This window comes from Clostridium sp. AM46-21, from assembly GCF_003480025.1.
GTDB classification, from domain to species: Bacteria; Bacillota; Clostridia; order Lachnospirales; family Lachnospiraceae; genus Coprococcus; species Coprococcus ammoniilyticus.
In genome coordinates this window covers 39,504-53,882 of record NZ_QUIB01000011.1, presented here as the reverse complement: position 1 = coordinate 53,882, position 14,379 = coordinate 39,504, and the positions used below count along the sequence as shown (strand labels likewise).

The following is a 14,379-nucleotide window of genomic DNA, read 5'->3' as shown; positions in this document are numbered from 1 at the left end:
TTATATTTTATACATAAGAACTCATGATCGGACCGATCTCATCGATCAGACTGCCGGCGGTTATAGCCGCCTTTCCATACCGTTTCTTTGCACGATCCCCTGCAAGCCCATGTATATACACCCCAAGTCTTGCTGCCTCTGTCGGAGATATTCCACCGGCAGATAGCCCTGCAATCATTCCGGCAAGAACATCCCCTGAACCTGCTGTTGCCATACCATCATTTCCCGAAGTGTTCATGTAAGTATGCACGCCTCCGTCACTGACACAGGTTCTTGCATCTTTTAATACACACACAAGTGTTTCTACTTCCGCAAATGCCCTGCACTCACGAACCGGTGCTTCTTTTAATTCAGCCACTGTCTTTCCTGTCAGTCTGGACATTTCTTTTACATGAGGGGTGATAACAAGTGCTATATTCCCTGTCTGTCTGCTGATTCCCCCTGCTGCAAGCAGCTCCTTATGTGCTGACAAAAGATTAAGTCCATCTGCATCAACAACGATCGTTCCTTTGAAATTCTCCAGCACTGTCTTAAGCATACATTCCGCTTCTTTTCCGGTTCCGATACCCGGTCCGATCAGAATGACATCTGCCCATGCACATGCATTCTCCGCACAGATAACTGCTGTTTTCTCATCCTGATATGTCATCATCAATGCTTCCGGCAGATATCCCCCGACAATCACTCTGTTATCCTTATGGGTATATACCTTTACCATACCACTTCCAACCCGGTAGGCTGCTGATGCCGCAAGACAGGCTGCTCCCGATATCTCCTGACTGCCAGCTATGACTGCAACTTTTCCAAAGGTTCCTTTATTTCCATCCGGTCTTCGTTTATTCAGCCGGTTCAGATCCCCTTCATCATATGTAAATATCTCCGGCATCACCATATCAACTGCCTTATCCGGAAATCCGATATCTTTTACAAGGATCTCTCCACAATATCCATGTCCCGGATAAACGGTCATACCGACCTTCATTAACCCCATTGTTACTGTAAGATCCGCCTTTACTGCAACATTCATTACCCGTCCGGTCGTAGCCGATATACCGGATGGGATATCTACTGCTACCACATATGCCGGCATATCATTGATATGATCAATGACCTCTTTATGGATTCCTTCTATGTCACGCTTTAATCCAACTCCAAAGATTGCATCTACGATTACATCATATTCTCCATTCGGAAAATCCTCTGTAATCTTGATCCCAAGCTGTCCAAGTATACTCTCCTGAACCTTATAACTCTCTGTTGCTCTGCTAACCTGTCCGATACAGTACACATCTACCAGATATCCTTTTTCTGCCAGCATCCTTGCTACAGCCAGACCGTCCCCTCCATTATTGCCGCGTTCTGTTACAACAAGGATCCTGGTATATGCTGTCCGTCCGGTATCATGTTCTCCTGTTTTTATCCGTGAAAATCTTTTTTCTATTTCTTCTGTTACAGCAAGTGCTGCACGTTCCATCAACACCAGACCGGGAATTCCAATCTGTTCAATGGAGATCTGATCGATCTTCTGCATTTCCTCTCCGGTTGCCAGGAATCTCATATCTGTCTCCTTCCATGTTATGATTTTTATATCCATTAACTGATGCAGATATTATTTCTACATAACAGCTTATTGCACAAATGCCATGGCAATATCGCCATGGCATCCGTACATATACATATCTGTCCGCATCTCTGCTATTTATCTTTTCTTTAAAAATTCCGGTATTCTGATACTGTCATTTGACTGTACAGTTGGTCTTGCCGGTTTTGGAGACGGAGCTACATGCGGCTCAACCGGAGCAGCTGTTCTTGTTGTATTTGGAACTACCGGCTTTGCTGTCTGTGATGCTGCTCCTGCATCTGACAGGAAAGTAGGACGGATGGAAGATGATCCACCAAGTGCCTGTCCACCATAAGTAGGTGTTGTCTTTCTTGCTTCTCCAAATGATGTTGTATTAACTGTATCAAGCTTTGGAGCTGCAGTTCCTGCGAATCTGCTGACAGGTGTAGTTGTCTCTGCTTTCTCAAGTCCTGTAGCAATGATCGTAATGCTGATCTCCTCACCCATGTTATCATTATCAACTGTACCGAAGATGATATTTACACCATCACCGGCCTGTTCAGTCAGGTAAGTAACTGCATCGTATGCTTCCACGATACCAATATTTCCTGAGAAGTTTACAATAATATCGGTTGCACCGGATACTGTTGTCTCCAGTAATGGTGAATCCATAGCTTCCTTGATCGCATCAACAGCCTTGTTCTCACCGCTTGCAGAACCGATACCGATATGTGCAATACCCTTGTCTCTCATAACAGTCTGGATGTCTGCAAAGTCGAGGTTGATAAGACCCGGTTTATTGATCAGGTCTGTTACACCCTGAACACCCTGCTGAAGAACCTGGTCTGCTTTCTTTAAAGCATCCGGAATACTGGTTCTCTTATCACAGATCTGTAATAACTTATCATTTGGAATAACGATCAGTGTATCAACATTCTCTTTTAATCTTGCAATTCCTTCCATCGCATTCTTCATACGAGGCTTTCCTTCAAAACCAAATGGCTTTGTTACAACACCAACTGTCAGGATACCAAGATTTCTTGCCATCTCCGCAACAACAGGTGCTGCACCGGTTCCGGTACCACCACCCATACCACATGTTACGAATACCATGTTGGCATCTTTGATAATATCTGCTATCTCTTCTCTATTCTCTTCAACTGCACTGGCACCGATCTCAGGCTTTGCACCTGCACCAAGTCCCTTTGTCAGCTTCTCACCAATCTGAATCTTTGTTGTAGCTCTGCTTAATGAAAGTGCCTGTTTATCCGTGTTGATCGCTATCAGCTCCACACCTTCTACATTTTCATCAATCATTCTGTTTACTGCATTGTTACCAGCGCCACCTACTCCTATTACCAGTATTCTAGCTGGTGTTCTCTCATCGTTAGACTTTATTTCGAGCAAGGTTGTTTCCTCCTTCTATATATTTCTTTATAATTCCTGTACAGCTCCCTCCCCCGGTTGTCTTCATTCTGTAAGCAAGTCACAGGCTGCAGATCTGGCACCCGCAACCCAAAGTACAGGGAGTGTACATCTATATAATCGCATTAATATCTTAATAATACGATTTTTTCATAAATAACGCAACAACTTTTTGTTTTAAATTTTACTTATTTTCCTTAAATATTGCGTTTCCACTGCTTGCCGAATAATCCGACAGATCCAGGGTTCCACTTTTCCCTTCCAGTTTGGAAAGAATGCTTTCCAGATTCATAAGCTTGTCCTCCAGCCCGGATCCGCTTCCAAGCTCTATTTTGATCTTGTCCTTATACAAGATGATCTCATTGTCATTATTAAACCGGATCTCATCGATCAACAGCTTGTTCTTATCGATCAACTGTGTCATCGTCAAGATCTCCTGAAACATATCCTCGTTCGTTACAGGGAGCTTTTCACCCACAACGATACGGTCAAATTTCAATCCCTGAATACACGGAACATCCTCCAGCTTTTCGGAAGACGTTTCAAGCACGCGGCCATCATTATCAAAATAAATATACTGATCCATATAGCTCACACAACCAGCCATGGACTTCTCATATACTGTGATCGTTATGGTATGTCTTCCAATCACTTCGATCTGAAATTTATCAATAAAGGTTACATCCTCTACCGGATGCATTCTGTTGTCCAGATAGAAAAACAGGGTATTATCCGCTTTTTTCCCTTTTGTTACAATATCTATGATCTCATCCTCTGTATAATGCACATTGCCGGACACCTGTATCTTGGTCAGACTGTAGCATTTCAGGATATAGACATAGGCACTAAGGCATATAAGCAGCAGCGCACCAAGAATGATCAACAGAATCTTACCTGCCTTTCTTCCCTTTTTCTTTTCAGTTTCGCTCTCTGTTCTCCTGTTCTGCATCTTTTATATCTTCCTATCCATTTTATCTTCCCGGCTTCATCTGTCTGGCAACAGCAAGCACCAGTCCCATCTCAAGAAGCATGAAACATATCGAGCTTCCACCATAACTGATAAATGGAAGCGGTACACCGGTCGGTGGTATCGTATTTGTTACAACACTGATATTGATCAATACCTGAACAGCAACATGTGCCATAACACCGGTTGCGATCAGACCTCCAAACCGTTCACCGGAATTGATTGCGATCAGTGCGCATCTGTATATCAGGACCACAAACATTGCGATTACAAGTGCCGCACCAAATAAACCAAGCTCTTCACAGATAACGGAAAAAATCATGTCATTATGGGACTCTGGTATAAATCCCATCTTCTGGATACTGTTCCCAATGCCTCTTCCAAAAAAGCCTCCGGATCCGATCGCATAAAGGGACTGCATCGTCTGGTATCCATCATCGTATTTTTCCGGTGCAAGCCAGATACGGATACGATCTGCACGATAGCCTGCTGTTGCAATAAATATCACGCACATCAGGATTCCGATCAGCCCCATCAGCACAAACGGCCATTTTTTCGGACTGGCGACAAATACAATGATCACCACAATGCCAAAGCATATGATCGCGGTACTTAAGTTCTCGATTGCGATCAGTATGATCGTTACAAACGGAAGCAGAAGCATCTTCGCCAGACCCTTCAGTGTATTCAGGCTTCTAGGTTTTCTGGTACAGATATCTGCGGTATATACGATCAGCGCAAGCTTTGCAAATTCCGACGGCTGGAATCCAAATGCACCAATATAGATCCATCTGGTCGATCCATGGCTCGCACTTCCTATAATGTAGACCAGCACTAAAAGTGCCATTGCCACATACAGAAAATATTTGGAATATCTTGCATATCTGCGATAATCGATCTTCGATACCAGAAACATTCCGAACAGTGCAACAAGTTCAAAAACAAGCTGTCGTTTTGCAAAATATGTACTGTCACCATACAGTTCATCTGCCCGATAGGAGCTGGTGCTGTAAACCATGACCAGTCCAAACAGAACAAGCCCCAGTACAATGCCAAGCAGCGGATAGTCAAAGTAACGTCCGCTGTACCATAACGGCTTTCTTCTGCTATCTATCTCATTTGTATCTGTGTTCCTGTTTCTGTCATTCAAATATTTCACTCCTTAAAATCGCGGACATATTCTTTGAACATTCTTCCTCTTTGCTCGTAATTATCAAACATTCCCCAGCTTGCACATGCTGGAGAAAGAAGAACTGCTTCTCCATCCTTTGCATTCTCATGACAATATTTTACCGCTCCTAACAGATCGTCTTCAAATACAATATTATGGAATCCGTGTTTCTTGGCAGTCTCTGCGATTTTCTTCGCCGTCTGACCGATCAGAACCAAACATCTGACTTTTCCGTCAAATGCATCGATCCATTCATCATAGGTAGAGCCTTTATCATAGCCTCCACCGATCAGATAAGTCGGTTTTACCATTGCCTGAATTCCCTTGATGGCTGCATCCGGATTGGTTCCCTTGGAATCATTGTAATAATCCACACCAGCCACTGTCTTTACATACTCTATTCTATGCTCTACGGCTTTAAAACTGACTGCAACATCACGAATGACATTGACAGGCACTCCCATATAATAAGAGATACCAACTGCAGCGAGCACATTTTCAACATTGTGGGAACCGAGCAGGATCAGATCCTTTAATGCAAGGACATCGATCTTTTCTCCATTTGCCTCGATCACAATGTGCCCATCCTCTACATATACACCGCCTGCAGGCTTCTCCAGTCTGCTGAAATATACAACTCTTGGACGGATTCCCTCTGCCATTGCTCTTGTATGATCATCATCATAGTTTAATACAACCACATCATCTTCTGTCTGATTCTTTGTGATCGACTTCTTGACATTTCCGTAATTTTCAAATGTATAATGACGGTTCAGATGATCCGGTGTCAGATTTAAGATTGCACTGACATTCGGATGAAAATCCACGATTGTCTCTAACTGGAAGCTGCTGATCTCTGCCACTGTTGCACTGTCATCATCGGTTGTATCACAAAGCTCGGTATATGGAATACCGATATTTCCAACTACGATCGTCTTCGGATTCCACGCCTTTACGATCTCGCCAACAAGTGCCGTCGTCGTTGTCTTGCCATTTGTTCCTGTGATCGCAGCGATCTTTCCTTTACCAAAATAATATGCAAGCTCAATCTCACTCCATACCGGAATGCCTGCTTTCTTTATATCCTCTACAAATGCAGAATCAACCGGAATACCCGGGCTTATAACCATAATATCTGTCTGCTTTAATACTTCATCCGTTAATTTTCCAAGCAGGATCGTAACAAGTTCTGACTGGGAGAGTTTCTCCATCAGATCATTTTTATCTCTTTTTTCATTTTCATCAAACAGCGTAACCTTTACGCCATGAGCGATCAGCAGCTTTGCTGCACTGATGCCGCTCTTACCTGTACCAGCCACTAAAGCATTTTTAAAATTCATCTTCATATCCTCCGTATTAAACAGCCAGTAAACCTACAACACAAAGTACGGCTGTTACTATCGCAAATATTGATACAACCTTTGTCTCAGGCCATCCGGAAAGCTCAAAATGATGATGGATCGGTGCCATTTTGAACACTCGTTTTCCAGTCAGTTTGAATGAAACTACCTGGATGATAACCGATAATACTTCTATAAAATAAATGAATGCCACGATCAGAATAAATAATGGCATCTTCAGCATGTATGCGATCGATGCTACAAATCCGCCAAGTGCAAGAGAACCGGTGTCACCCATAAACACTCTTGCAGGGTATACATTATATACAAGGAATCCTAACAAGCTTCCCATTGCTGCACAGGAGATAGGTGCAAGACCGGATCCGGTTCCGATCGCAACAACTGTAAAGAATGTAGCGATCAATGCTGTTACGGAAGAAGCAAGACCATCCAGACCATCTGTGAAGTTTGCACCATTTACTGTTCCAAGTACAACAAAGAATAACAAAACGATATAAACCCATTTATCAAGAACAACTGTCTTACCGACAAATGGAATAATGATCTCGTTGTTGATCTCGGTATATTTCTCAATATAATATGCAAAAACTGCTGTTACAACGAACTGTCCGAGCATCTTCTGCCATGCACGAAGTCCCAGGGAACGCTTCATAACGACTTTGATATAATCATCCAGAAATCCGATCAGCCCAAAACCAAGTGTTACAAACAATACCGGAAGGATATCCGGATAATCCTTCATATAAAATAACGAGGTAATCACCAGACTCAACAGAATGATCAGTCCGCCCATTGTCGGTGTTCCTGATTTCTTCAGATGTGTTTCCGGTCCATCATCTCGTACAAACTGTCCAAATTTCAGTTTCTTTAAAAATGGGATCACGATCGGGCTTAACACCACGCTGATTCCAAACGCTATAAGTATCGGTAAAATAATTGAAAAATCCAAGTTCATTTCTTTGTACTCCTTACCCGTCATTTCATTTTGAAATGGCTATATTTTTCCTCACGTATGAGGTAATTTTCTTATTCCTCTTTTGGTATTCCCAGATATGGAAGGATATTGGAAAATACCTCCTGTATGACAGGGGCTGCTATCGTTCCTCCATAATATACTCCTGTCGGTTCATCGATCATAACAAATGCCATGACCTGCGGATCATTTGCCGGTGCAAATCCTAGGAAAGATGATATGTATTTTCCGGTTCCTCTCGGATACTTCTCACTGGTTGCTGTCTTGCCGCCAATCCGGTATCCCTCGATCTGCGCCTTGCTGCCTCCGCCTTCTGCCACAACAGACTCCAACAGATCACGCATTGTCGCCGATGTTTCACTACCGACCGCCCCTTGGGTGACCGGATATTGAAGCTCCGTCATAACCTGACTCTCCGCATCCACCACCTTCATACCGATATGTGGTGTGATCTTATTCCCACCATTTATAACGGTTGCTGCAGCAGTCACAAACTGGATCGGTGATATCTGAAAGGACTGTCCAAATGACATCGTTGCCAGTTCTACCGGTCCGATATCGGAAAGCTTATGCATAATGGAATTTGCCTCACCCGGAAGATCGATCCCGGTTTTCTGAAACAATCCAAGCTTCTGATAGGTCTGATACAGATTCGTGGCTCCTGTCCGTTCTCCGATCGTCATAAATGCCGGATTGCAGGAATTCATCAGTGCATGCCGGAAGTCCTCCGAACCATGTCCTGTCGTCTTATGGCACCGGATCCTGCGATCCTCCACGATCTTATATCCCGGACAGTAAAAGGTATCCGATAAGGATACGGTTCCAGCCTCAAGGGCTGCTGTCGCTGTCACGATCTTAAAGGTCGATCCCGGTTCGTACGTATCACTGACTGTAAAATTACGCCACATATTGTTTAACGCATCCATCTTCTCACCGTCAGTCATACTCCCGTATCCAGCCAGATCCGTGTTCAACTGAAATGGCTGGTTCAGATCATATTCCGGCACATCAACCATGGCATAGATCTCTCCATTCTGCGGATTCATAATGATCATTGCCACACGTTTTGCCTGCTTCTCTTCCATAACGGAAAGAGCCGCCTGTGTTGCATATTTTTGTATTGTCAAGTCCAGTGAAAGTACCAGGTCATCTCCCGGTACAGGACTTACTCTCGTTTCTTTTACATTCGGCAGTTCGATTCCCTTTGCATCCGTTACTGTATGAATGCTTCCGTCCTCTCCTGCCAGAATTTCATTATACCAGACCTCAAGGCCAACGATTCCCTGATTGTCTGCTCCTGTAAAGCCAAGAACCTTGGATGCAAGGCTTCCATAAGGATAATACCTTTTATAGTCCTCGTCAACCTTAATTCCGGCAACATTTAATTCCCGGATCTGATCTCCGGTTTCCTTCGCAACGTTTGTTGCGATCAATTCACGGGAGGATACCTTGATTACTTTTTTGCGTATCTCCGCTTCTTCCTTATCCAGATATTCATTCAGAACCTGTATGACTGCTTCTTCATCCTCAATCTGGCTGTGGATGACCGATACGGAACAGACTGCTTTATTATCAGCCAGGATATTTCCATTTCTGTCGTATATCCTTCCTCTTGGTGCTTTGATGCTTCGTTCTCTTTCATGAAGCCCGGTTGCTGCACGATTATAATAATCCGCTTTTGCAACCATCAGATAAGCAAGTCTTCCCATCAGAAAAACCGCAGTCATTACGATCGCTATACATGTAAAATATATCTTTCTCCGATTATAACTATAAAGCTTCATTCTGCCCGCCGGATTTATTTATCCTTATATCTTATTACTTTTTCCGGACAAATATGCCTTTTCTGTCAGTCTGCCAGATATTCCCTTGTTTATTCATCCTGAACTTTGGCTTCTGTTGTTTCTTCTGAAGTGCCATTTTCAGATACTGCTTCTGTTGTTCCCTCAGAGGTTACATTCTCTGAACCGGTATCTTCCGCTGTTGTATCTCCCTCTGCAGTGCTTCCTTCTTCTGTTGTTCCCTCGCCTGTTGAATCTTCTACATTGCCTTCAAATGGAGAGCTGATCGGCTCATCTTTTCCATTATACGTTACATCTTCATCACTGCTCTGATATACATTCATATATGGGAGCAGATCTTCCATGATCGCATGGAATAACAGTGCTCCGGCACCGGATGTAGACTGACTTTCTACATTTGGTTCGTCAACTGCAACATACAGCATGATCTGTGGATTCTCTACCGGTGAGAAACCGATAAAGGATAATACATAATTGCCCTGATTTCTAGGAATCTTTTCTGCTGTACCTGTCTTACCGCCGATCGTATATCCATCAACGGCTGCTCTGGAACCGGTACCTTCTGTAACAACACCTGCCATATACTGCTTCATCAGATCTGAAGTTGTCTTTGAAATCGTCTTGCGGACAAGTTCCGGTTCATTATTCTCTATAATACTTCCATTTTCATCTAAAATCTGTCTGACGGTGTGAGGCGTATAATAATTTCCTCCATTGATCAGTGAACAGAACGCTGCTGCCATCTGGATCATTGTTACATTAATACCCTGCCCAAAGGATGAAGTCGCAAGCTCGACCGGATTCAGTCCTTCTTCATCATACACCAGACCGCTTCCCTCCCCGGAAAGATCAATTCCGGTCTGATTACCAAAATTAAATATATCCTGATATTTGGAAAATGTTTCTCTTCCTTCTGATTTTGCGATCTGCATCAAAGCGACATTACAGGACTGCTCTAGTGCCTGCTTTAATGTAATCGTGCCATCACCACTTCGGTTATGACAATAGATCGGAGATGTTCCCTCTGCAACGATCTCATAGCCTTTACAGAAGAATGTATCGCCGTCTTTCACAATTCCGTCCTCAAGGGCACCTGCAATCGTAAAAGGCTTAAATGTAGAACCCGGCTCCAAGATATCACTGATGCAATAATTTCTCCATACAGCATCTAATGCTTCATACGTCTGATCACTTGTCAGGTCATCAATTGCTTTCTGGAATTCATCATCTGTCATAGATGAAAAATCATATGTGATCTTTTCCGGGTCTTTCTGTTCCTCGGTTGTTGCTTCTGTCGTATCTTCAGAAGAACCTTCCTCGCTGCTGTCTTCTTCTGTTGATGGTTCTTCCGTACTTTCTGTAACGGTAACCTCCATATTACGAAGTGCATCCGTATTCATCGGTTCGTTCGGATCATATCCATAAGAGGTACTCATGCCAAGGACCTCTGCCGTATCCGGATCCATTGCGATAACACCGATCTTCTTTGCACCAGTCGTCTGCATATATTCTTTTATATTATCTTCAATGATCTTCTGGATATTCAGATCGATCGTAGACACTACAGTATAACCATTCTGTGCAGGTACTGTAACGGATTCTACGGTATTATCATTTGTCAGATATCCATATGTCTTTCCATTTACACCATTCAGGTAACTGTTATAATAACCTTCGATTCCACCCTGTCCGACATTTCCGCTTACGGTATATCCAAGCAGGTGACAGGCAAGACTGCCATTTGGATATTTTCTTTTGTATTCCTCCTCAAACCGCACACCAACGACATCTGCACCATCTCTTGTATTGCAATATTCCTGAAATGCTTTTACATCTGCATATTCAAGCCCTTTCATGGCTACCTTATAAAAGGAATCTGTGTTCTGCATACATTCATCGAACTTTGCATCTTCCATTCCAAAATATTTGATCAGCGCTGCCTTTGTTGCCTCTTTTCCCTTATCCGTACGCAGGATATTTTTGGGCTCCAAAATCAGATTGTACACTTTCTCACTGGTGGCAAGAATATTTCCATTTCGATCCACAATGTCTCCCCGTTCAAACGGAATATCCAGACTGTCGTAGGTCTTCTGATCCAGTACCTCTTCCTGATACTCCTGTCCTTTTGCAAGGCTGATATAGATCACACGTCCGATAAGCACAACAAAAAAGAGTAATGCGATACCAAATATTATAACCAGTCTCTGTTTCATTCTCCTAAGAAAATTCTTTGCTTTTGTCGACATATTTTTCCACCTTTGATTTTATTTTTATATTCTGTATCTTAACAGGTTCGGGTATAACGCAAAATTTCCTGAGACTTATTTGGTCTCAGGAACATTTTTGTACTGTATAACATAATCGTCACTGTTCTGTGGATAGTACACAGTCTGTCCCGGCTTCGAATATACCATACCAAGCTCAGTTGTTGCAATCTTATATATTTCATCCAGATCTGTCATGCTGTCAAGTCCTGAACTGTATTCTGCATTTACATTTAACTGTTCATTCAACTGGCTCTGCAGTGTACTAACTTCATTTTTTCCTTCTTTTACATCTGCCATTAATTTCAGCATTACAAAGCACAAGCCTACTGCACATATTACAGCAAATGATAAGAATAATCCATGTCTTAATTCATCGACCCATCTTCTGTCTCTCTGTCTGACAGCCGGCGCCTGTTTGGTTCTTACCTGTTTCTTTCTCTGTGGCATCTGCTTTCTTGCAGGTGTTGCTGTCTGTTTCTCCTGTCTTCTTCTGGCAGGGCGTTCTGCCGGCATCTCTGTTCTTCTTGCCGGTTCATATTCTCTTCTGACCGGTTCTGCTGAATAATCCAGCTTCCGGACTGTACTTCCATCTATGTAGTAGTGATTCCGTCTTTCTGACATTTTAAAACACCCCTTTTATATATTCATACCTTTTTCAAATACCCGGAGTTTTGCGCTCTTGGATCTTGAATTTGCTTCCATTTCTTCTTCTGTTGGAAGAATTGGTTTCCTTGTTATCACTTTTCCTTTTGATTTTCTTCCGCATGTGCACACCGGAAAATTCGGTGGGCAGATACACGGATTTTCATTTTTACGAAATGCATTTTTTACGATTCTGTCTTCTAACGAATGGAATGTGATGATACATAATCTTCCGCCTGGTTTCAAACAATCAATCATTCCATCAATGGAATTCGTTAGTACTTCAAGCTCATGATTTAATTCAATACGAATTGCCTGAAATGTCTGCTTGGATGGATGTCCCTGTGCATTTCGTACTTTTGCAGGAATTGATCCACGGATGATATCGTTTAATTCTTCTGTTGTTTCAATCTCTTTTTTCTCACGATACTTCACAATATGGTATGCAATACTTTTTGCAAATCGTTCTTCGCCATATTCTTTGAGTATATGAAAGAGTTCCTGCTCGGTATATCCATTTACGATATCCTTTGCAGTCTTTGTCTGGCGGTCGTCCATCCGCATATCAAGGGGCGCATCAACCCGATATGTGAATCCTCTATCCGCATTGTCGAGTTGATATGAAGATACGCCAAGATCCAGCAATATCCCGTCCACTTGAAGTATATTTAGCTCGTCTAGTATGCTTTTAAAATTCTGATAGTTATCTCTTACGACTGTAATGCGGTCACCGTAATCCGCCAGTCGTTCTTTTGCTGTTATGATCGCCTCACCATCCTGATCGATACCGATCAGATGTCCATCCGGCCCAAGTCTTTTGGCTATCTCTTTCGAATGTCCGGCTCCTCCAAGAGTTCCATCCATATAAACACCATCCGGTCTGATATTCAGATTTTCAATGGTTTCATCCAGTAAAACCGATGTATGTTTAAATTCCATAACTACCACTTCTGTCCTTATATTCTGAAATCCAATTCATCCAGCTTGTCTGCAATCTCATCCATATTCAGGGATTCTTCATTGTTGATCTCGTCCCATGCTTCCTTATTCCAGATTTCTGCTTTCTCTCCATTACCTATGATGACAACATCTTTTTCAATGTTGGCAAATGTACGAAGTGTCTGTGGAATGATCACTCGTCCTTGTGCATCTGTTTCGCACTTTACAGCTCCTGAGTTGAAGAAACGCTTGAACTGTCTTGCACTCTTATTCGTCATCGGGAGCTGATTCAACTTGTCCGCAAACTGCTGCCATTCATCATTTGGATAAACGTACAGACAATTGTCCAGACCTTTTGTGATCATGAAGGTGCAGCCGAGTTCCTCTCTAAGCTTGGATGGCATGATAAGTCGCCCTTTGGTATCTAATCTGTGTTCATATTCACCTGTTAAACACTTGGACACTTATTCCACCTTCTTTCGACTCATTTCCTCCACTTTGTGGCACTAATCCACCACTTCACTCCACTTATAGGGTAATTCTATACTACTTAACTAAAAAAAGCAACCACAAATATGAAAATTTCACATTTGCAATTGCCTTAATTTTTATATCGCTGTGTCTGTCCTGGTTTGCCTCTGCTCAGTCTGATACCACTGCTATATGCACGACTTGCTTCGTTTCTGTTCGACTCGCACGCTTATTTGTCAGCAGTCGCCCTAACTCGCCCTATCGGGCTCAGACATGGGCTTTATGCTGACAGCTAGTGCAAGTCTCACTACGAAACTATGCAAATGTCGATGCATATAGCAGTGGTATCAGACTGAGCAGAGACAAAACGGAATACAATACAGAAAAAGGACATCCACGCCATTGTGGATGTCCCATTTGTATGTTTGTATGTGTTTTTACACCTGAGTGTACGTTCCGGTGGGGGATGATCCCATTTTTAGAAACACGCAACCTTGTACATATTCTTTCTGCTGATCACACCGATGTCTTCCAGAGTGTTCACCATGCGGTAAACGGTCGCGATGCCGATGCTGTCATCCCGTTTTACTGCTTTGTAGTAAATCTCTTTGCAGGAGGAGCAGTCTTCGTCCAGAATGATGTCTAAGAGAATGCATCTCTGTTTTGTGATACGGAAGCCCTGTCTTCTGAGCTTTTCGATCACAGCATCCTTCCGGGTGGCTTCTCCCTGATATCCTACATAACCAATGATGTTATCTGTATGGTTTTCCTGAACTGTCATTTCTATGCCTCCATCTTTA

Annotated in this window: 12 protein-coding genes; all 12 read right to left on the bottom strand. The window is 42.8% G+C overall.

The window, feature by feature from the left end:
* Positions 1-7 precede the first annotated feature (7 nt).
* The 12 genes from DW959_RS08780 to DW959_RS08725 all read right to left on the bottom strand — a co-directional run bounded on the left by DW959_RS08780 (position 8) and on the right by DW959_RS08725 (position 14,360).
* Positions 8-1,558 (bottom strand): NAD(P)H-hydrate dehydratase, encoded by a 1,551-nt coding sequence (locus tag DW959_RS08780; protein WP_118615942.1) that lies wholly within the window; start codon positions 1,556-1,558, stop codon positions 8-10.
* A gap of 141 nt (positions 1,559-1,699) precedes the next feature.
* On the bottom strand, positions 1,700-2,968 hold the full coding sequence (gene ftsZ / locus DW959_RS08775) for a cell division protein FtsZ (RefSeq protein ID WP_021944487.1): 1,269 nt from the start codon (positions 2,966-2,968) through the stop codon (positions 1,700-1,702).
* A gap of 202 nt (positions 2,969-3,170) precedes the next feature.
* A complete protein-coding gene (locus DW959_RS08770; protein WP_117807344.1) occupies positions 3,171-3,935 on the bottom strand; it encodes a cell division protein FtsQ/DivIB in 765 nt (254 codons plus the stop codon).
* A gap of 22 nt (positions 3,936-3,957) precedes the next feature.
* Positions 3,958-5,112 carry a putative lipid II flippase FtsW gene (ftsW, locus tag DW959_RS08765; RefSeq protein ID WP_226800980.1) on the bottom strand — a complete coding sequence of 385 codons (1,155 nt, stop codon included), beginning with the start codon at positions 5,110-5,112 and terminating at the stop codon, positions 3,958-3,960.
* Positions 5,109-6,464 (bottom strand): UDP-N-acetylmuramoyl-L-alanine--D-glutamate ligase, encoded by a 1,356-nt coding sequence (gene murD / locus DW959_RS08760; protein ID WP_021944490.1) that lies wholly within the window; start codon positions 6,462-6,464, stop codon positions 5,109-5,111. The genes ftsW and murD overlap by 4 nt, the downstream gene beginning before the upstream one ends.
* Positions 6,465-6,480: 16 nt before the next feature.
* Complete coding sequence (gene mraY, locus DW959_RS08755) at positions 6,481-7,440, bottom strand: phospho-N-acetylmuramoyl-pentapeptide-transferase (protein ID WP_021944491.1); 960 nt, start codon at positions 7,438-7,440, stop codon at positions 6,481-6,483.
* A 71-nt stretch (positions 7,441-7,511) separates the two neighbouring features.
* Positions 7,512-9,242, bottom strand: coding sequence for a penicillin-binding transpeptidase domain-containing protein (locus DW959_RS08750; RefSeq protein WP_118615940.1), 1,731 nt, complete (start codon positions 9,240-9,242; stop codon positions 7,512-7,514).
* A gap of 89 nt (positions 9,243-9,331) precedes the next feature.
* A complete protein-coding gene (locus DW959_RS08745; RefSeq protein ID WP_243023369.1) occupies positions 9,332-11,473 on the bottom strand; it encodes a penicillin-binding protein 2 in 2,142 nt (713 codons plus the stop codon).
* Between the two features lie 108 nt (positions 11,474-11,581).
* Complete coding sequence (locus tag DW959_RS08740; RefSeq protein ID WP_021944494.1) at positions 11,582-12,148, bottom strand: cell division protein FtsL; 567 nt, start codon at positions 12,146-12,148, stop codon at positions 11,582-11,584.
* A 15-nt stretch (positions 12,149-12,163) separates the two neighbouring features.
* Entirely contained in the window at positions 12,164-13,108 is a 945-nt protein-coding gene (gene rsmH / locus DW959_RS08735) for a 16S rRNA (cytosine(1402)-N(4))-methyltransferase RsmH (protein ID WP_118615936.1), read from the bottom strand.
* A 17-nt stretch (positions 13,109-13,125) separates the two neighbouring features.
* Entirely contained in the window at positions 13,126-13,572 is a 447-nt protein-coding gene (gene mraZ, locus DW959_RS08730; protein WP_021944496.1) for a division/cell wall cluster transcriptional repressor MraZ, read from the bottom strand.
* Positions 13,573-14,057: 485 nt separating this feature from the next.
* A complete protein-coding gene (locus DW959_RS08725) occupies positions 14,058-14,360 on the bottom strand; it encodes a transcriptional repressor (RefSeq protein WP_118615934.1) in 303 nt (100 codons plus the stop codon).
* Positions 14,361-14,379: the final 19 nt, after the last annotated feature.

Coding starts and splice junctions, on each gene's coding strand:
- DW959_RS08770 (WP_117807344.1), bottom strand. CDS start 3,935: ATGCAGAACAGGAGAACAGAGAGCGAAACTGAAAAGAAAAAGGGAAGA.
- mraY (WP_021944491.1), bottom strand. CDS start 7,440: ATGAACTTGGATTTTTCAATTATTTTACCGATACTTATAGCGTTTGGA.
- murD (WP_021944490.1), bottom strand. CDS start 6,464: ATGAATTTTAAAAATGCTTTAGTGGCTGGTACAGGTAAGAGCGGCATC.
- DW959_RS08740 (WP_021944494.1), bottom strand. CDS start 12,148: ATGTCAGAAAGACGGAATCACTACTACATAGATGGAAGTACAGTCCGG.
- DW959_RS08745 (WP_243023369.1), bottom strand. CDS start 11,473: ATGAAACAGAGACTGGTTATAATATTTGGTATCGCATTACTCTTTTTT.
- DW959_RS08750 (WP_118615940.1), bottom strand. CDS start 9,242: ATGAAGCTTTATAGTTATAATCGGAGAAAGATATATTTTACATGTATA.
- rsmH (WP_118615936.1), bottom strand. CDS start 13,108: ATGGAATTTAAACATACATCGGTTTTACTGGATGAAACCATTGAAAAT.
- DW959_RS08780 (WP_118615942.1), bottom strand. CDS start 1,558: ATGAGATTCCTGGCAACCGGAGAGGAAATGCAGAAGATCGATCAGATC.
- DW959_RS08725 (WP_118615934.1), bottom strand. CDS start 14,360: ATGACAGTTCAGGAAAACCATACAGATAACATCATTGGTTATGTAGGA.